Annotated in this window: 16 protein-coding genes; 9 read left to right on the forward strand and 7 right to left on the reverse strand. The window is 54.7% G+C overall.

Going from position 1 to position 18,320, the window contains the following annotated elements; translation table 11 throughout:
- Nucleotides 1-20 precede the first annotated feature (20 nt).
- Together KUV22_RS04585 and KUV22_RS04590 are read right to left on the reverse strand one after the other, a co-directional pair.
- Nucleotides 21-764 carry a sulfite exporter TauE/SafE family protein gene (locus KUV22_RS04585; RefSeq protein ID WP_222228882.1) on the reverse strand — a complete coding sequence of 248 codons (744 nt, stop codon included), beginning with the start codon at nt 762-764 and terminating at the stop codon, nt 21-23.
- A 21-nt stretch (nt 765-785) separates the two neighbouring features.
- Nucleotides 786-1,712: a bile acid:sodium symporter family protein gene (locus tag KUV22_RS04590; protein WP_222228883.1), complete on the reverse strand. Its 927-nt coding sequence runs from the start codon at nt 1,710-1,712 to the stop codon at nt 786-788.
- 433 nt (nt 1,713-2,145) lie between these two features.
- Here KUV22_RS04590 and KUV22_RS04595 point away from each other — a divergent pair, with 433 nt between their 5' ends.
- Together KUV22_RS04595 and murQ are read left to right on the forward strand one after the other, a co-directional pair.
- Nucleotides 2,146-2,958, forward strand: coding sequence for an MBL fold metallo-hydrolase (locus tag KUV22_RS04595; RefSeq protein ID WP_222228884.1), 813 nt, complete (start codon nt 2,146-2,148; stop codon nt 2,956-2,958).
- A gap of 198 nt (nt 2,959-3,156) precedes the next feature.
- On the forward strand, nt 3,157-4,104 hold the full coding sequence (gene murQ / locus KUV22_RS04600) for an N-acetylmuramic acid 6-phosphate etherase (RefSeq protein WP_222228885.1): 948 nt from the start codon (nt 3,157-3,159) through the stop codon (nt 4,102-4,104).
- A 102-nt stretch (nt 4,105-4,206) separates the two neighbouring features.
- On the opposite strand, the gene KUV22_RS04605 is transcribed toward murQ, so the two are convergent.
- Entirely contained in the window at nt 4,207-4,539 is a 333-nt protein-coding gene (locus tag KUV22_RS04605; protein ID WP_222228886.1) for a hypothetical protein, read from the reverse strand.
- A 174-nt stretch (nt 4,540-4,713) separates the two neighbouring features.
- Between KUV22_RS04605 and KUV22_RS04610 the strand changes: the two genes are divergently transcribed.
- The 4 genes from KUV22_RS04610 to KUV22_RS04625 all read left to right on the forward strand — a co-directional run bounded on the left by KUV22_RS04610 (nt 4,714) and on the right by KUV22_RS04625 (nt 8,759).
- A complete protein-coding gene (locus tag KUV22_RS04610; RefSeq protein ID WP_222228887.1) occupies nt 4,714-5,175 on the forward strand; it encodes a hypothetical protein in 462 nt (153 codons plus the stop codon).
- Nucleotides 5,176-5,542: 367 nt separating this feature from the next.
- Nucleotides 5,543-6,694 (forward strand): sigma-70 family RNA polymerase sigma factor, encoded by a 1,152-nt coding sequence (locus KUV22_RS04615; protein WP_222228888.1) that lies wholly within the window; start codon nt 5,543-5,545, stop codon nt 6,692-6,694.
- Between the two features lie 219 nt (nt 6,695-6,913).
- Nucleotides 6,914-7,471 carry an acyloxyacyl hydrolase gene (locus KUV22_RS04620; protein WP_261319172.1) on the forward strand — a complete coding sequence of 186 codons (558 nt, stop codon included), beginning with the start codon at nt 6,914-6,916 and terminating at the stop codon, nt 7,469-7,471.
- Nucleotides 7,472-7,712: 241 nt separating this feature from the next.
- Nucleotides 7,713-8,759: a glycosyltransferase family 4 protein gene (locus tag KUV22_RS04625; protein WP_222228889.1), complete on the forward strand. Its 1,047-nt coding sequence runs from the start codon at nt 7,713-7,715 to the stop codon at nt 8,757-8,759.
- Between the two features lie 20 nt (nt 8,760-8,779).
- Here the strand turns inward: KUV22_RS04625 and KUV22_RS04630 are convergent, their stop codons facing one another.
- The gene (locus KUV22_RS04630; protein WP_222228891.1) at nt 8,780-9,955 is read right to left on the reverse strand and encodes a glycosyltransferase; all 1,176 of its coding nucleotides are present in this window, start codon (nt 9,953-9,955) and stop codon (nt 8,780-8,782) included.
- A gap of 220 nt (nt 9,956-10,175) precedes the next feature.
- Between KUV22_RS04630 and KUV22_RS04635 the strand changes: the two genes are divergently transcribed.
- On the forward strand, nt 10,176-11,120 hold the full coding sequence (locus tag KUV22_RS04635; RefSeq protein ID WP_222228893.1) for a TraB/GumN family protein: 945 nt from the start codon (nt 10,176-10,178) through the stop codon (nt 11,118-11,120).
- A 79-nt stretch (nt 11,121-11,199) separates the two neighbouring features.
- On the forward strand, nt 11,200-12,477 hold the full coding sequence (locus tag KUV22_RS04640) for an OprO/OprP family phosphate-selective porin (protein WP_222228895.1): 1,278 nt from the start codon (nt 11,200-11,202) through the stop codon (nt 12,475-12,477).
- Between the two features lie 67 nt (nt 12,478-12,544).
- Here KUV22_RS04640 and KUV22_RS04645 read toward each other — a convergent pair whose 3' ends face one another.
- Nucleotides 12,545-16,141: an indolepyruvate ferredoxin oxidoreductase family protein gene (locus tag KUV22_RS04645; protein WP_222228897.1), complete on the reverse strand. Its 3,597-nt coding sequence runs from the start codon at nt 16,139-16,141 to the stop codon at nt 12,545-12,547.
- A 257-nt stretch (nt 16,142-16,398) separates the two neighbouring features.
- Here KUV22_RS04645 and KUV22_RS04650 point away from each other — a divergent pair, with 257 nt between their 5' ends.
- Complete coding sequence (locus KUV22_RS04650; RefSeq protein WP_010131435.1) at nt 16,399-16,869, forward strand: Lrp/AsnC family transcriptional regulator; 471 nt, start codon at nt 16,399-16,401, stop codon at nt 16,867-16,869.
- Nucleotides 16,870-17,001: 132 nt separating this feature from the next.
- Here the strand turns inward: KUV22_RS04650 and KUV22_RS04655 are convergent, their stop codons facing one another.
- On the reverse strand, nt 17,002-17,511 hold the full coding sequence (locus tag KUV22_RS04655; protein WP_222228899.1) for a shikimate kinase: 510 nt from the start codon (nt 17,509-17,511) through the stop codon (nt 17,002-17,004).
- Between the two features lie 23 nt (nt 17,512-17,534).
- Nucleotides 17,535-18,257, reverse strand: a complete 723-nt coding sequence (locus tag KUV22_RS04660; protein ID WP_222228901.1) for an acyltransferase — start codon at nt 18,255-18,257, stop codon at nt 17,535-17,537.
- Nucleotides 18,258-18,320 lie beyond the last annotated feature (63 nt).

Raw genomic sequence — 18,320 nt, forward strand, 5'->3', positions numbered from 1 at the left:
ACCGCCGGTTCTAGTTATCGTTATTGAGTCAGGTAGCGACTTGCGATCAGGATCACGCCCGTCACAAATAGCAGGGTATACACCCCGATTCTGAAGTGGTTTTCATTCAGTCGGTCGTGCAGATAGTTGCCCAGCTTCACCGCGACCACCAGCAATGGCAGATACCAGACCACGTTGATCAACAGCGGCTGCATACGGCCGTCCAGCAAAAATGCGGTGAATAGCAGGCAGTTCATGCTGAACCAGACGGTAACCATGGTGGCGCGGAAGCGTGCCTTATCAATCTTGGTGCCGGCCACCGCATACACCAGCAACGGACCGCCACTGGCAAACAGGCCATGGGTGATACCCGCAAAATACGTAATGAAACGTGTTAGCCAGGCAGGCTTGGCGCGATCATCAAACTGATGGTAAAGGCGATACAGTTCCCGGCCGGAGAACCAGATGATTAACACACCCAGCGCCTGCTTGAGGAATTCCTCATCCAGATAGGGTTTCGCAAAGTAACCAGTCAATGTGCCCAGCAACATACCCGGCAGAATCGTTTTAAACAGCAACGGCAGGTCGATGTTATGGCGGTTCTTGAATGCCAAGGTGCTGGTCATGGGAATATTCAGAGCAACCAGAATCGGCAAAATCATGTCGATCGGCAGGAACAACAGCCCCAGCGACAGCGCCACCACGATACTGCCGAAACCGGTAATTGCCTCCAGCGTAAAGGCCAACAAAATAATGAGGCCGAAGAGAACCCAAAGGATTTCCACTACTACAACTCCTGAAATCGCTTACGCTTTATTTTGAATCTGATGGGTTTGAACGGAGGCTTCTAAAGGCCGACGAGACCAATAGGTAGACAAGGTGATGCCACTGACCAAATGCCAGACTCCCCAGAAGCCGGCAATCAGCAGCATACCGGATGCATTGGGGAAAAAGGTGAAGATGATCACCAACGCGAGGGCGCCGTTCTGAATACCAACTTCCAGGGAAATTGCTCGACAGTCGGCTGGCGGCAGGCCGGACAGCTTGGCTCCCCAATAACCCAGGAACAGCGCCAGTGCATTGTGGGCAACCACCAGGAAGAAGAACAAATTGAAATGCTGCAAGAACTGATCGGTATTCTTGAAGAAAGCTATGGCAGCGAGCAGCAGCATAAGCCCCATGGCAAACAGGCGCAGCGGCTTCTCTACTTTCCGAGACAGCCCAGGGAAACGCCCACCTACCAGCATCCCCAGTACAAGGGGCACACCGAGCACCATAATCACCACCAACAACAAGCCGATTGGGTCCATGGCAATTTCAGTGAGAAGTGGACGAGTGTGGGGGTTCAGCCAGGAATACAGTGCAAAGTTCAGTGGCGTCAGCACACTGGCAGCGACGCTGGATACGGCAGTCATACTGACGGACACCGCCACATTCCCGCGCGCCACCCAGGTCATAATGTTGGAGAAGGTACCCCCGGGGCAGGAAGCCACGAGCATCATACCCATTGCCAGCATGGGGTCGATTTTGAGCAGCCAGGTTGCCGCACAGGTGGCCGCGGGCAGTATTAGAAACTGCAGTACCAGCCCGATAATCGGCGCTTTTGGGTTCCTGGCGATGCGTTTGAAATCGTCGGGTTTGAGCTCCAGCGAGACACCAAACATCATGATCGCAATCATGACATTGAGCGCAACGAGAGTTTCGGGATTGAAGTCGAGGGAGACTGGGTCCATACCACCGCCGCTATCGTTATTATCTAATCTCCCAAGGGAGCTGACCGCCCAGACGCATTGAGATTCAGTGACATCTCGGCATACCTAGCCAGGATCCTGACGGGACTAAAGCATATTCCAACCGTCGAGCTGTGTTGCAGGTCAAATAAGGACATGCAAATGTCCGTTAAAGACTACCCGTGAAGTGATTGGTAGCCAACTCTCAGGAATTAGCAGCGCCAACACTAGGCAAGTCGAACCGAATTTGCAATGGACTCTAAACTCCTGATGTCCGCATTTAACAGAACCGGGGGTACTCCTGGTCAGCGCGACTAAAATTGTCATGCAGATCACACGAATCGGCTATTCCCTCCTCCCTGCCCGCTACCGGACAATGCCACCATTCTATGTGTCCACTTTTCTTCCCATTTCGATAAGCCGGAGCAGGTAACGCGTGTCTGTAATTGAGTCTTTCCGTCACCACGACCTGGATGCCCTGCGCGTCGGCCGCCTGAATATGGGTGTAAACTCCTCATTCGTGGTTTACAGACTCAACGGTACATTGATTGATTGTGGACCGAGCAACCAGTGGAAACACGTCAAGTCGTTTGTCCAGTCCGGTCCAATGCGCCAGCTCCTGTTGACGCACCACCACGAGGACCACAGCGGTAATGCCGGCGCGATCCAAAAGCTCACCGAAGTGCAGCCTCTTGCACCGCCTGCAACCGTTGAAATCTTATGCCAGCGATTTTCGGTGCCCGGTATTCGGCGTTTCGTATGGGGTGAGCCCTATTGGGCCGATGCCGCGCCCTTACCCGAAGAGCTGCACATCGGCAAAGAACCACTGAAAGCACTGTTTTCTCCTGGCCACTCGGTGGATATGACCTGCTACCTGCTACCCGAGCGGGGCTGGCTGTTCAGTGCGGATCTATACATTGCCAATTATTTGAAGATGCTCCATAACGGCGAGCATTTACCCACCCTGCTATATAGTATTCGAGACATCCTCGAGCAGGATTTTGATACCATTCTCTGCCCCCATCGTGGAGTCGTGGAACACGGGCATCTGCGCTTGCGGGAAAAGTACGAATTCTTACTCAACCTCGCCAGTAATGCTCAGGATCTACGCAGGCAAGGCTATTCCCCCAAGGAAGTCACTCGCAAGCTGCTGGGTAAAGAACCGATGCTGGCAATCATCACCGGTTTTGAGTTCAGCAAGCAGCGATTGATTCGCGCCAGCTTGAAAGTAAACTTGGGCGACCACTAACTGGCCTCTCGGCAGCGCCCAGACACTGCCGAACTCGCCCCTCAGAGTGCGCGACACCGTTACCTGCCCCACCTCCACCACATGTCCGTGTTTTCTCATGGTGGTCCACCGTCGCTCTACGGATTACACTTTTCCGATCTGGGATCGCATTTATTGTGACCAACAAGTCCCACGCAACCATTCGCCGGCGAGAGGGATATGACCAAGTCCAATCACGACGCCACTCCAGGGTCCATTAGCGAAGAAATGGGTGTACTCACCAGTGAGTCGCGCAATCCGAGCACACAGGACATCGACCTACTGCCCACACTGGGAATCCTGGAAAAAATCAACGATGCCGACAGCGGTGTCCCCACTGCCGTACGGGCCGTACTGCCGGAAATTGCTCAAGCGGCCGATAAAGCCGTGGATGCGTTTAAGGCTGGTGGGCGCCTGATTTACATGGGCGCCGGCACCAGCGGCCGCATCGGCCTTCTCGATGCCGTTGAGTGCCCTCCAACGTATGGCGTACCCGAGGGTATGGTCGTGCCGTTGATTGCCGGCGGAGAGGAAGCGGTGCACCGCGCACAGGAGGGTGCAGAAGACAGCCCGGAACTGGGTGAGGAAGACCTCAGAAAGATCCAACTCACGAGCAAAGATATGGTGGTAGGTATTGCTGCAAGCGGACGCACCCCCTATGTCACCGGCGGGCTGCGCTATGCACGTAAACTGGGCTGCACTACCGTGGCGCTGGCCTGCAACAAATCGGCCACAATCGCCAAGGAGGCCGATATTGCGATCCTCCCGGAGGTGGGACCGGAAGTACTCACTGGCTCTACCCGAATGAAGGCAGGAACCGCACAAAAGCTGGTACTCAACATGCTCACAACCGCCAGCATGATTCGTATTGGCAAGAGTTTTTACAATTTAATGGTGGATGTTAAGGCCACTAACCTCAAGCTGGTCGATCGCACCCGACGCATCGTGGTTGAAGCCACCGGGGTGAGCTACGAGGAAGCCGACCGCGTATTGGATCGCTGCGATCACAATGCCAAGCTCGCGATTATGATCATACTCAGTGGACTGGAGCAGGAAGAGGCGCAAGCTGAGCTGGATAATGCGGATGGCTTTTTACGTCTGGCACTGCAAAATATCGGAAAAAACTGACCCTATCTGCACCCAAGCTTCGGGCAAAAAAATACCCGAACAATAGACTGCCCGGGTATTTCTTGAGGGAGAGAGCCACCCCCTCCGACACTCAGCAAAAAATTACTCTTCGCTGTGATCGATCTCGTCGGCAGCTTCTTCAACGGCTTCCGCCACTTCCTCAGCTACCGCCTCTGAAGTTTCGTCCAGAGCATGACCCATGGCCTCAGGCACATCGGCAAACACGTCTTCTTCCGCTGACGCCATGATATCGCCCGCCTGCTCGGTCTCCTCGACCATCTCTTCCGCTTCTGCTACGGCTGCCTCAACCTCTTCAACAATCTGCTCTTCTTCGGCAACAGCCTCAGCCTGAGGTGCAGCAGTATCCAGGTTGGTGTAGTAGAAATAACCACCGATGGCGGCAATGGCAATTGCGGGAATCAACAGTTTCTTCATAGTCGGCTACCCCTGTGTGTTGTTTACAATGATGCTTTATGATTTTTTTACATTCACGCACGACTATTCTTCCACGGCGTGCCCAAAGGAAGTGTGACAGGTAACTCAAAATGCATGGCAGGACGTGCAGTAGTGATACAATGCGCCACAGACTTAACGTACGGAACTGACTTTATGCGCAAATCCACCAACAAACGCCCCCCCTCTTTCAAGCTGTGGCTAGTATCCCCACTGTTGGTAACCTCCATTTTTGGTTTACCTGCCATGGCGGACACTGTGCAGGAGGAATTAAAGCGCTGCACCGAGTTTAGCGACGACAGTAAGCGGCTGGCCTGCTACGACAAGCTCGCGAACAACCTGCAAACACATGTAGAGCAGCGCTTCGGGCAGGAAGAAAAAAGGGCGATTCAAGAAGCCCCTGAATCGATTACGGCAACTATCGAGAGCGCCCAGAAAGGTGCCTACGGTAAATACACCTTTACTCTGGATAATGGTCAAGTATGGCGGCAGACCGACAGCGGACGCACTATCTGGCGGGGCGGTGAACAGGTTACTCTGGAGCGCGGGGCACTCGGCTCTTTCTTTATGCGGAAGACCGAAGGGGGACGCGCCCTCCGGGTAAAACGGATTAAGTAATCTGGTCACTACCGGTGAGTCCGCACCGAAAGGTGCGGATAGACCTAAATTGTCTAACTCAACACTCCCAAATAACCAAAATCAAGATAACGGAATTTCGTCCAACTTACGTCACTTTGCATCGGCAACAGTGAAACAGCAGCCAATATGCTGACCCACGCTTCAAAACTCACCTGAACGTACTTACTGGTCGCGTATTCTCGGCATTTTTCCCCACGGAATTCTTCCCTTCACCTATAGTCAAATGGTCCGCATGGCAATTTTTGCGCCATGCCGCGATCCTGCGAAAGGATGACGCCGGTAATCTAACGGCAGCAGCGTGGTCCACAAGGTAAAACTACGCTGCCACAGCATAAGGTTCAGACTTTTGTCCCGAGTAAATATCGAAACAAGGGATGACCAGTGGCTGAAGGAAAATAGCAACAATGTAACCGGGAGCAACTTCCAGCAAGAAGACCCGGACCAATCCATGCAACCCCGCGGGGAAGCCGTCGAGGAAGACACAAGCACCGAGGACTCCCTCGGCGACAATGTCGGCACCCCGATGCAGAACTACCTCAAACACCTGTATCGGCTAGACCTCCTGACACCGGAGGATGAACACACCACTACCTGCCTTTTAAGGGACCTGGAAGAAAAAATCATCGCCTTGTTGCAGAAGCGCGGCGTCACGCTAGTGGACTTGCGCAGCGAGGGCGTCGAGCAACGCGGTAGCACCGGTGCCTATGATCACGGGCTGATCATCGCGAAAGCGGATGAGCTACTCGAGAAAGGCAAAATTTCTCAGCGCGACCGCAGTGCGCTGCAAAATTTGATGAAGAAATTCAAGGCGCAACGCAAAAAGCTCATCCAATGCAACTTGCGGCTCGTCATCGCCATCGCGAAGCGTTTCCGAAACCCTTCGGTGCCTTTTATCGATCTGATTCAAGAAGGCAATGTGGGCTTAATGAAAGCCATTGAACGTTTCAAGCCGCAGATGGGATACCGTTTTTCCACCTATGCGTACTGGTGGATCCAGCAGGAAATCCAATTGACCCTGCGGCGTAATGACGACATGGTGCGCCAGCCTGCGAACGTTCAGGATGACCTGCGCAATATCTATCGCGCGATCAATCAGGTTCGCTCGGAGGGCCTGTCGGCCTCTGACGAAAACATCGCCAAGCAAACCGGGCTGGATATTGAACGGGTGCAGAGCCTGTTGAAATTGCCCGGACCGACAAGCTCACTGGATGACCCTATTTCTGACGACCAGAGCAGCACTCGTCTGGATTACGCACCGGCCGGTGAAATGTTCAATACCGATGAATTGGTGTCCAACCAGGAACTGGCACAGCGGCTGCGAGACGCCGTCAACAAATTGCCGCCAAGGCAACGTACGGTACTCAGCCTACGCTACGGTTTGATATCGGACCGCGACTGTTCTTTCCGCGTTATCGGAGAGCAGCTGGGCCTCAGTCAGGAGCGCGCAAGACAACTGCACTCCGACGCTTTGCGGCAACTGAAGCGCCAGTGGCGTTAAGGTAAATTAAACTAACCCTTGTAGACGCGCCCCGAAACACGGGGCGCAGACCTTGTCTTCACAGAGAATCCCGCTAACCTTGTAATACTGCCTCTAACAGCAATAAACGGCGATTGCATGATGCCCTTCTCTCCTCGTCATCCTGACTGTGATAACGCTTGTCTGCTCAGTGCAAACAACCAGCCAGTGCGCCCTATTCTGGCAACCCCGCAATATTTAATGGCCCTGTTCTGCACCGCTATCCTGATGCTGACCTCTGGCAATGCCAACGCCGGCTTTACCGGGACAGACGGCAATCAGGAGTGGATATTTAGCGGTGGCAAGGGCATCAGCAGTGCCCTGATCCAGCAACGCTCCAATGCCGGCGCCGATATGCTGGGGGCGAACTGGTCCTACCAGTTTTATGATTACCCCAGCAGTCACAGACTCCAGTGGTGGGCTCAGGTCAGCTATAGCCATATGCGGATCCATCATCGTGGTGAAAGACAGAAGCAACAGATCTGGGAGCTCAAACCGGTTCTGCGGTGGTATCCGCAGCGGGAAGCCAAAGGTCTATTTGGTGAAGTCGGTGTCGGCGCGGCGTATTTAACCGAGCGCAGTTTTGGCAATATCGACTTGTCCACCAATCTGAATTTTTCTTTGCACTTTGGCTCGGGTTATACGCTGGATAATGGCCACACCTTGTCCGTCCGCTATAGCCACTTTTCCAATGGCTACACCAATACCCCCAATCCGGGCTTTGATTTCGCGTCACTGAACTGGCATGCAAAGTTTTAACAGTGGGCCACGGTCAGCCATCCATCGGGTTACCCTGCAGAAAAGCTGAAGCAGGCCCCGGAAAGCGAACCGTAACAATTACATAAAGAGATTGTCACATCGGTCAGGGACAATGGTCGCACTCTAGCAGCACGCGTGATACGTGACTGCCAAGGCGCCGTACCGATATCGCACCCACCTGCATATCTCGCACCAAACACTAAAAACCTGCGCGGCGCAAATACACCGGATGTATAGCCGTATGATCCAGACCATCTGCCACCTGATTGCCAGCCGTGAACACGGCGGGCTAGAAAAGCATGTCGCCGACCTGGCCGGCTGGCAGGTGCGCCATACCGATGCCCAGGTCGCAGTGATCGCGCACCCCCGTTACCTGCCTACTCTGGATGAACGTATTCAGTTTATTCCGCTCAATACAGACCGCAGTCGTCACCACCCAAACCTCGTGTGGCGACTGGCCAACTTGATTCGCAAGGGTGAGTACCAGATCGTCCACGGCCATGGCTCAAAATCGGCGCAACTACTCGCGGCGGTACAGCCTTTTACCGAAACCCACCAAGTAATCACCCGGCACAATGTTCGTCACCCACGAGACAAGCTGGCCAGTGCATTTGACGCACGTATTGCAATTAGTGAAAACACCGTCGCCAACTCCAAGCTGGCTTGGAATATCATCCCCAATGGCGTTGAAATACAGGCATCCAGTCAAAAGTACGGCCCACTACCCGATCCGCTGAACGATAAACCAACGGTACTGGTCGCCAGCCGCCTGATAAAGGCACGCTGTATTGATGCCATAATCGAAGCTATTAGCCTGCTGCCAGACGTGCGCCTAATGGTGCTAGGTGACGGACCAGAGAAAGAAAGCCTGCAACAACATGTGAAGCGGCTGAGTGATAAAGTCGGGGGTATCGAAACCCGCGTAGAGTTCTTTTCAAGCAACAGCGCCATCGGGCATTTCATGCAGGCGGCAAATCTGGTGGTAATTCCCGCGGAAGTGGAAGGTACGCCCTACACGCTTATCGAATCACTATTACACCGAAGACCTGTGCTCGCAAACCGCGCCGGAAATGCGATCGACTACCTTCCAGCGGAATATCTGCTAGACAATGTGCAGGCTCAACACATTGCCGAAAAGATCGACTGCGCACTCAAAAATACGCAGTTGCTTAGTGACTTCGAACCTCTATTCCAACAAGCTGCCGAAAGCTTCACGCTGGACGCTATGGGCAGAGCGACCTGGGATGTATACACCCAACTTATCCCGGAAGCGGTAGCCTCCCAGTAAGCTACTCGGAGATAACCCCTCTAGGAAACTCCGTTCACCTTATGGAACCAATCCACCGCACGCGCACCGGTTTCTTCGAGGCTGAACCCACTGAAGTCGATCGCCTCAGGCTCGTGCAGAATCGCCAAACATCTTGCTACAAGGTGTTCGTCCAAATCGCGACACTTAGCAACATCCTCACCTTCTGCAGTCAAACTCTGGGGTAGCCCCTGAGGAAAGCACTGTTGCAACACCTCCGCCCCCGGCCCACCGAGCGTTACTGCGGGGCATCCCATTGCGAGCGCTTCAGAAACCACCCGGCCGTCGGCATATAATGGGTCCGCCAGTTCAAAGGTAATGCGCGCGCTGGCATAAAGTTCGCGCATATCTCTGCGCGGCCCGAGAAATACGACATGTTCGGCAAGCCCCATGGACTCCGCTCGCCGTTCGAGTTCGCGAGCAAATTTTTCCTGCCCCGGTACAACCTCACCCACTACTAGACCAAACAGGTCTTCACGCTTCTGCTTCAGCTGAGCGAGCAGCTCCAGAAATTTGTCCTGCCCTCTTCCCGGACCAATTTCTCCAGGCAATAGCAGCCAGCTTCTTCCCTCGAGCTGAGGATAGTTATTAAGCAGGCGCTGCTGCCAATGTCCCGACACGGGAGCGCGTCGATCCAATTCTCGTACGTTTACTCCGCGATAAAGGTGGCGCACGGTAAATGGCTTGGGCGAACCTTCAGGGTCGGCAAGCGGTATCTCGAAGCGCTTTGACAAGCGTCGGGCAAGATCCTGTGAGGCAGTAAAAACCAGCTCGCCACGGGCAACGGCGCCCTTCATCCAGCCTCCCCCAAAGATACCCCCTTGTGGCCATCGATGAAGGAAAGTAATCAGACGCGGGCGCGCGGCCTCTGGAAGTGCCTGCCAAATCTTCCACCCATGCCAACTGCACAGGCTATCGCGGCACAACAACACATCGGCCTGTAAGGACTCCAGCTGCTTCCGCACCTTGCGGTGCAGCCGGCCATTAATCAAACCCTTGCGGTGCACAGGCAGCTCAAAATGCTGGCAATTATGTAAAGTCAGGCGAGACACTAGAGAACCCCCGGAAGAAATCACCGAAGATTCATGACCTTGCCGGGCCATTTCTTGGGCAAATTCAAGGGCTTCTTGCGCTAACTTGCCGCCTTCCATCGACGGTACCACCTGAACAATTCGCATGTTTCTCCATTCCCGCACATCGTTCTTTACATGTGGTTTATTGTACCGCTGAATTATGCGCCAGAACGCACAAATTTCATTTTCCCGGCGCGGTTCACAAAACGCACGCCAACTAATCGCGCATAACGGTACAATGTCGTTAACACAAATCACGAGGCTGGCTGGTTAAATACAAACCAAAAAGTAAATTGGCAAACAGATAAGCAAATGGAAATAGCTTATGAATAATCACTCTCCCACTATCGGTACTCGACTTTACGCCCAACTAGTAAGTTTGGCGCTTTGGCAAAAAACCATTTGGGTTCTGGCGGCCTTATTCTTGCTGCAGGCACATACTGCCCAGGCGGCTAGTGATCGCGGGCTGTTACTGGAGGCTCAGAAGGATGGGCAAACCGTCTACCTGTTGGGCTCAATTCATTTGGCCGACAAAAGTTTTTACCCTTTGCGGGAGGAAATTGAGCGCGCCTACAAAAGCAGCGATGCCCTGGTTGTTGAAGCAGACATTCTCGCCATGGAATCTAATGCCGCCCTGCAAATGCAGGTCATGCAAGAGTCGGTCTACCCCCCTGGCGAACAGCTTAAAGACAACGTATCACCAGAAGTCTACGGCCAGCTATTGGAATGGCTGAACCAGCGACAAATTCCTGAAGCCAGTTTCAGCCGACTGCGTCCGGCCATTGCGATGATTACCCTGAGCCTGATTGAGATGCAGGCGAGAGGGCTCGATCCCAAAGCAGGTATTGATCGGCACTTCCTGAGTCAGGCACATCGCAACAATACGCAAATACTGGAGCTGGAGAGTGTGCTTGGGCAGATCCAAATGCTAAACAGCCTGGACAACCCGGAGCTCTATTTGCAGCAAACCCTTGAACAACTCTCCGATATGGACAGTTTTGTACCGCGGATAACCAGCGCCTGGAAGAGTGGCGACCAGGAGAAAATCTACGATCTGGTAATCCGTGAAGGACTGGATGAGCATCCGGAATACGGCCCCTTATACGAGTTGCTGTTTTACAAGCGCAACCAGGATATGGCAAAAAAAATACAGGACTTGAGCGGCCAGCATAACACCCTGTTTGTGGTGGTTGGTGCGGGGCACCTGGTAGGAGAAAAGTCCATCACCGAACTGCTCGAACAAGACGGCTTCACTGTAAAACAAATTTAACCCCCTTTTAAACTCCTGGCACACCGCTGCTTTCCAGGCCGACTAAACTGCATCCAATTGGTTGCAAAGGAATGGCGCGGTGTCCACTCTCACCCCTCTTTACCCTATCAATCGCACTTCAATGATCACGCCCAGCCTCCTGGTGGCGGGAGCATTGCTGTCTGGTGCAGCTACTAGCATGGCAGACGAAGCGGAAACCAAAGGCGGGCTGAAAATCACGTCTGACGACGGTAATTTCTCCGCATCCCTCGGCGGGCGCATCCATTTTGACACCTACCTCTTTGATACTGATATTGAAGATCCTGTCAGCACCACAGATTTTCGTCGGGCGCGGATTACCCTGAAAGGCAATATCTACGACTGGAAATACGTGCTCGAACAGGATTTTGCCGGCGGTTCCACGGGGCGGGGATTTCGCGACGTTTTTATCGCGCATGAGTTTCTCAATGGTGAAGTGCGCATTGGACAGTTCAAGCCGTTTCGCTCCATGGCGGAAATGACCAGCTCCAATGAAATTACCATGCTCGAGCGCCCCTTCTCGAGCGCCACGGGGCTATACGAGGGCTTCCAGTTCCAACAGGGAATTGGTTGGACGGGAGTGCTGGACTGTTTCACTCTAGGGCTGATGGCATTTAACCTGCGCGACGCGGGCACCGCCCGTAATGAAGGGGTTGGCGCCGCTGGCCGCCTCGCCTGGCACCCAATCAACACCGATCACGCAACGCTCCACCTGGGTACCGCATTCAATTTTGAAAACCCAAACCAGGACTCCAAAGATATTGCCGCCGAAGCCGATTATGCCGGGCGCCGCGGCCCATCACAGCTGATTGCCCTCAGCCCCGGCGAATTTGGTGACGATGTCTCTACCGTGTCGGTGGAACTCGCAGGCAGCTATGGCCCAGTCTATTTTCAATCGGAGTTTGTGGTTGGCGATTTCGAAGCCGACTACTACCTGTCTGAGCTCGATTTCGAAGACGAGTTCGGCGCACCTCCCCCTTTCCTCTGCGACCCGGATTTAGGGTGCTATATCGATGATCAGCATGTACGCACCTGGTACATTCAGGGCAGCTGGATGATCACCGGTGAGCACAAAACCTACAAAGAAAAGCGCGGCGCCTTTAATTCCGCCAAACCATCAGGCAATGGCCTCTGGGGTGGCGCTTGGGAACTCACTGCCCGTTACGACACCATGCAAAACCGGGACATCTACAAACTGGAAGCCAACAGTGCTCAGATCGGCCTAAATTATTACGCCAATCGCAACGTACGCGTGATGTTGAACCTAATTTTCGGTGACGACGAGTTTACCGATGACAACACCAATCAACTGGGCCTCCGGGTACAGATGGCCTGGTAAGCACCCCAATTTCCCGCAAACAAAAAAGCGAGCCAATTGGCTCGCTTTTTTGTCACACACAACCTCGTTAACCGACCTGCTGCGCCTTGGCGGGATCAAACACCTCCACCGAGGATCCGCCCGGCACACTCGCCTGCGGGTCATAGAAGCGCTGCAGCGCGATGTTGCGGGCTTCGTGAGCAAGTTCTACGTTTTCCTCTTTGATCAGCCCGTAACCACGAATCTGATCGGGGTAACGCAGCAATTCGAGCGCCGCGGCGTGGTTCTCAGCGCTCAGACGCCCCACCACTTCGTCGACAATCTTTTCGTACTCGCTAATTAAGCCGCGCTCCATCTTGCGCTCTTCGGTGTAACCGAAAATATCCAGCATACTACCGCGCAGGAAACGCAGCTTGGACAAGACGGAAAATGCCTTGTGCATCCAGCCACCGAATTTCATTTTACGCGGACGCCCCAGGTTCTCATCAAACCGGCTAAGCAGTGGCGGCGCCAGGTTGAATTCGAGTTCGAAGTCACCGGCAAAATTTTCCTGCAGAGACTGGATAAAACGGCCATCGCTATACAGGCGCGCCACTTCATATTCATCTTTGTAAGCCAGTAGCTTCGCATAGTTGCGTGCAACAACCTCCGCCAACGCTTCACTGCCCGGCACCTTGAGAATCTCCGCGGCTTTAACCTTGTCCACCAGGTTGCGATAGCGACGAGCGAGCGCTGCGTTCTGATAGCCAGTAAGATGCTCCATCCGGTGCGCGACAATTTCCTCCAGCCCCTGGGGCAAGATTGTCTCTTCTTGCTTAAACAGCAAGGCATCCAGTGCTTCGCGATCTGCGGCCGCCAGACGCCCGGCGGCCAACCCCTGCAAGTTACCTTCAACCGCAACGCCATTCAGTCGAATGGTTTCCTGAATCGCCGCAAGCCCCAGTGGAATCAGGCCTTTCTGCCAGGCAAAACCGAGCATGAAAATATTTGCTGCAAGGGTGTCGCCGAGGGCGGCCTTGGTGAGATTGTGCCCCTCCACCACGTTGAGTTCTTTCACTGCGTCCTTGATGGTATCCAATACCGCCTGGGGAGAATGGATATCCTCGCGGTCCAGAACCGATGCGGCGGTCGGGCTCAGGTGGGTATTTACCACGGCGCGGCTGAGCGTCTCATCCAGCTTCGCCAGGCTTGCAGACAGGTTACCCGCCGCAATCAGGTCACATGCCATCAGCGCGTCCGCCCGGCCATCGGAAATCCGCACGGCCTTGAGCGACTCGGGGCGGTTGGCAAAGCGCACGTGGGAGTAAACCGCCCCGCCCTTCTGCGCCAGACCGGTCTGATCCAGTGTACTGCACGCCTTACCCTCGATATGCGCCGCCATCGCCAGCAAGGCACCAATGGTGACAACACCGGTACCGCCAACACCGGTGACCAGCAGGTTATAGGGTTCGTCCAGGTCTGGCAGTTCGGGGGCAGGTAGTTTTTCTGCCGCATCAAATAGGGCATCGCCCACGCCGGCGCGCTTATTCAGCTTGCCACCTTTGACGGTGACAAACGACGGGCAGAAACCATTTACGCAGGACATATCCTGGTTACAGGATGTCTGGTTGATACGGCGCTTGTCGCCAAGGGGGGTGGTGACTTTTTCTACCGCAATACAGCTCGACTGAGTGACGCAATCACCGCAGCCCTCACACACCAGTTCGTTGATAAACGGGCGTCCCTCGGCCTTGGGTAACAGGCCGCGCTTACGCTTGCGGCGCAGCTCAGTGGCACAGGTCTGGTCGTAAATAATCACGGTACAGCCGAGCTCTTCGCGCAGCTCCTTCATGACCGCCGGCATATGGTCGCGGTGGCGAATTTCCACTTCCGCAGGGAAGCTCAGCGCGCCTTTGTATTTGTCGGTGTCGTCCATCACCAGCACAACGCGCTTGACCCCTTCTGCCAATACCTGGCGGCAGATCATATCCGGATGCAGCTCCCCATCGTGGGGCTGGCCACCGGTCATGGCCACGGCGTCGTTAAACAGAATCTTGTAGGTAATATTGACCTTGGCTGCGACGGAAGCGCGGATCGCGAGAATTCCGGAGTGGAAGTAGGTTCCGTCACCGAGATTCACAAACACATGCGGCTCACTGGTGAAGGCGGCCTGCCCAATCCAGTTCACACCCTCGGCGCCCATTTGGGTAAAGGTGAAGGTTTCACGATCCAGCCACTGGGCCATGTAGTGACAACCAATACCGGCAAGTGCCCGGCTGCCTTCCGGCACACGGGTCGAGCGGTTGTGCGGGCAGCCGGCGCAGAACATCGGCAGGCGGGCCACACTGGAGCCGGCCTGTGCGGAAATACGTTCGGCCAATGCATCCAACCGCATCAGACGATGCTTGGCGCGCTCGTTGAGATTGTCTTCACCCAGCAGATACCCGAGCACTTGTGCCACAACCGCCGGTGACAGCTCACCGTACATGGGCAGCAGCGGCTTATCGTGTTCGTCGACCTTGCCGAGAATACGCGGGAAATGCGGGTCGCGCAGGTGCACGTTGTACAGCTCTTCCTTCAGCTGCACTTCCATCAGGCTGCGCTTTTCTTCCAAAACCAGAAGCGAATCGAGGCCGCGGGCGAATTCCTGAATTCCGGGTACATCCAGCGGATAGGTCATACCGACCTTGAGGATACGAATACCCAGCTCGCGGGCACGGGCTTCATCGATGCCCATGTCTTCAAATGCCTGCATCAAGTCCAGATGCGCTTTACCGGCAGTCACAATACCCAGCGTCGCGCCTGGATTATCCAGCACCAGCTTGTTGAGCTGGTTGGCGCGGGCAAATGCCAGTGCTGCTGGACGTTTGTAGCGCCACAGGCGCTCTTCCTGCTCCAGCGGATTGTCTTGCTTGCGGATGTTCAGACCGCCTGGCGGGCGCTCGATTTCGGGATATTCGAAGGATACCCCCGCCGGGTCCACCTCGACGGTGGAGGCGCTGTCCATGTTCTCGGCCAGGGTAATCATCGCCACCCAGCAACCACTGAAGCGCGACAACTCCAGCCCGTACAAACCGTAATCCAGTACTTCCTGCACAGTGGAGGGGTTCAGCACCGGAATATGCATGTCGACAAAGGCGAATTCGGACTGCCCAGGATAAGACGATGACTTACAACCGTGGTCGTCACCTGCAATGATCAGCGCTCCGCCTTTCGGCGAGGAGCCGGCCGCATTGGCGTGACGGAACGCATCACAGGAGCGGTCAACCCCGGGGGTTTTGCCGTACCAGATACCGCAGACGCCATCGACCTCGGCACCTTCAAACAAGCCAACCTGCTGGGAGCCCCAGACGGAAGTGGCCGCCAGTTCTTCGTTTACACCGGGGGTGAAGCGAATGTTGTATTCATCCAGCATTTTCTTGGCACGTGCCAGCTGCTGGTCGTAACCGCCAAGGGGAGATCCACGGTAACCGGAAATAAACGTGGCGGTGTTGAGGCCGCGCGCGGAATCGACCCGCATCTGGTCGATGGGCAGACGCACCAGCGCCTGAATGCCGGACAACAGAACCCGCCCCTTGAGGGTGGTGTACCGATCGTCGAGAGACACCGAAGATTCAGCAACCTTGTGATCGGTGATCGCCTGATCCTGAACCGTTTCCGCCTGAGATTCTGTTTTCGATCCAGACGCCACTTTCTGCTCGCTCATACGCCTACTTCTTCCCGCTGATCTGTGAAGCCCCGCCAGGTCTGCGGGCTTCCGGTAATTATTGTGATTCGGGGCGCTCGTCGCCGGTTTTGGCGCCAATTCATACGGGTCGTTTTCCGACAACCAGCGCTAGCGACGGCTTGGTCAGGTCATACTAGTGCTTAAAGCACATGGAAACATTGCTTTATTTACGGGTTTACACGTAAAATTATGACAGCCATCTCGGCCAATAGATAAAATGTAGGACAGGAGTTTATATGAAGCGCTCAACCGACCTGGATGATTTCGACCGCAAGATCCTGCGGGCGCTACAGGAGAACGCCGATTATTCCATGGCTGAGCTGGGAGACAAAGTGGGTCTTTCCCATACCCCATGCTGGCGTCGCATCAAGCGCCTAGAAGCCGAAGGTATCATCCGTGGGCGCGTCACCCTCCTGGATCCGCGTAAACTTGACCTAGGGGTCACAGTATACTGCTATGTCACCATACACAACCATGATGAAGATTCGTTGAACAATTTCGAATCGGCAGTGCAGGACGTCCAGGAAGTTGTGGAGTGTTACTCCACCAGTGGCGATAAAGATTATGTACTGCGCGTAGTGGTAGACAGTGTTGAGCATTACGAGCAACTACTCAAGCGCTCGCTGGTGCATCTGCCAAACGTGGCTTCGGTGAATTCGACCTTCGCACTGAAGCAGGTCAAATACACCACTCAGCTGCCGCTCTAATCGGGTTGCGGCCAGTGTCGGATGCCGGACCGGGACTCGTGTTCCCGGTCCAGGCAAACCTGGCAGCCATCTCAAGAATATCGTGGTATTAGCCCAAAGCCATGCCGCCCTGACCGAGCAAGTCGGACAGACTCAGCGAGCCTCGAGCCTCGCAACCACCTGCCCCAGGGCCTGCTCCAGATCCTGTCCATCACAATCCACGACAATATCCGCATAACGGCGATACAGCGCCTGCCGCTCTTCGAACAGCTCTTCAAAGCTCTGCCCCGGCGCCTTGGCAATACCGCGGCTTTCATAATTGTGAATACGGCGGCGCAGCTCATCGGCGGAACAGTTCAGGAACACCGCAGGACCAAACTTCAGCAGGTTGCGCATCCCCTCTTCGCTGTACACCGCACTGCCACCGGTGGCTATCACATGATTGGGTAGCTCCGCCACGGCAATTACTTCCCCTTCGATACGACGCAGATTCAGGTAATCCGACTCGTTCATGATTTCCTGCAGCGTCTTGTCTTCCCGCAGCTGAATCAGTACATCTGTATCTACAAAGTCTTTGGCCAGCTCTTTCGCCAGCAATACCCCAAGGGTACTTTTGCCGGCCCCCGGCATACCAATCAGTACCACACTGCCCTGTTTATGCATTGTTATTCGACATCCAAACTGCGTTAATCCCCTCGCCGCGGCCATATCACTGACCTCAGCCACCCCAACAGGCTGTTACCTGTGAGCAGCATTTTATCTAATTCATCGAGATTGTGCGCCTGCCGGAAGCTATCGGCGAATAGTGCCTCCCGGGTAATCATGCGACGGCGGGGGTTTATCTGCTTGATTTCACGGGCAGGATTGCCAGCAACAACCGTGTTTGCGGGAACATCTCGGGTAACCACACTGCCCGCCCCCACTACCGAATTATCTCCAATCGACACCCCCTTGCAGACAATCGCGCTGTCTCCGATCCAGACGTTGTTACCAATGGATATCGGTGCGGTGCAGCGAAACGGCCGCGTGCGATTGTACAGGCCGTGCCAATCCGAGTCGGAAATGTACACATTTGCCGCAAGCATACAGGCATCACCAAGGGTGATGGACTCGCCGGCGGAGATGCGCACACCCGGAGAAATCAGTACGTAGTCTCCGATGGCGATGTGGGCATCGCCTCCACGGTGCCCCATGGCAGTGAAGCGAATGCAGTTATCCGGAGTAGAAATCAAATGGGGGAAGTTACCCAGACGAATATTATTGCCGAACACTTTCACCGAAGCCGGGTGCATAACTTCCGGCTCGTGTCCGATTGCGTCGAACTGGGGCAGCAAGAAGTGTCGGCAGCGCCAGTTGCGAAAATTCAGCAAAGCGCGCTTCAGCCAGTATGGTCTATGATCCTTTCGCATTGGAAAGCCAATATTCCCTGATACTTGTTTTTAGAATCTGCTGTAAAAAAACGCTGTGACCAT

Origin of the sequence: Microbulbifer agarilyticus (assembly GCF_019800665.1) — a bacterium.
GTDB classification, from domain to species: Bacteria; Pseudomonadota; Gammaproteobacteria; order Pseudomonadales; family Cellvibrionaceae; genus Microbulbifer; species Microbulbifer agarilyticus_C.

What these genes read in the sequence shown, in the direction of transcription:
- KUV22_RS04655 (WP_222228899.1), bottom strand. Translation starts at nt 17,511, where the DNA reads ATGCATAAACAGGGCAGTGTGGTACTGATTGGTATGCCGGGGGCCGGC.
- KUV22_RS04660 (WP_222228901.1), bottom strand. Translation starts at nt 18,257, where the DNA reads ATGCGAAAGGATCATAGACCATACTGGCTGAAGCGCGCTTTGCTGAAT.
- KUV22_RS04650 (WP_010131435.1), top strand. Translation starts at nt 16,399, where the DNA reads ATGAAGCGCTCAACCGACCTGGATGATTTCGACCGCAAGATCCTGCGG.
- KUV22_RS04620 (WP_261319172.1), top strand. Translation starts at nt 6,914, where the DNA reads ATGGCCCTGTTCTGCACCGCTATCCTGATGCTGACCTCTGGCAATGCC.
- KUV22_RS04590 (WP_222228883.1), bottom strand. Translation starts at nt 1,712, where the DNA reads ATGGACCCAGTCTCCCTCGACTTCAATCCCGAAACTCTCGTTGCGCTC.
- KUV22_RS04630 (WP_222228891.1), bottom strand. Translation starts at nt 9,955, where the DNA reads ATGCGAATTGTTCAGGTGGTACCGTCGATGGAAGGCGGCAAGTTAGCG.
- KUV22_RS04625 (WP_222228889.1), top strand. Translation starts at nt 7,713, where the DNA reads ATGATCCAGACCATCTGCCACCTGATTGCCAGCCGTGAACACGGCGGG.
- KUV22_RS04635 (WP_222228893.1), top strand. Translation starts at nt 10,176, where the DNA reads ATGAATAATCACTCTCCCACTATCGGTACTCGACTTTACGCCCAACTA.
- KUV22_RS04645 (WP_222228897.1), bottom strand. Translation starts at nt 16,141, where the DNA reads ATGAGCGAGCAGAAAGTGGCGTCTGGATCGAAAACAGAATCTCAGGCG.
- KUV22_RS04605 (WP_222228886.1), bottom strand. Translation starts at nt 4,539, where the DNA reads ATGAAGAAACTGTTGATTCCCGCAATTGCCATTGCCGCCATCGGTGGT.
- KUV22_RS04610 (WP_222228887.1), top strand. Translation starts at nt 4,714, where the DNA reads ATGCGCAAATCCACCAACAAACGCCCCCCCTCTTTCAAGCTGTGGCTA.
- murQ (WP_222228885.1), top strand. Translation starts at nt 3,157, where the DNA reads ATGACCAAGTCCAATCACGACGCCACTCCAGGGTCCATTAGCGAAGAA.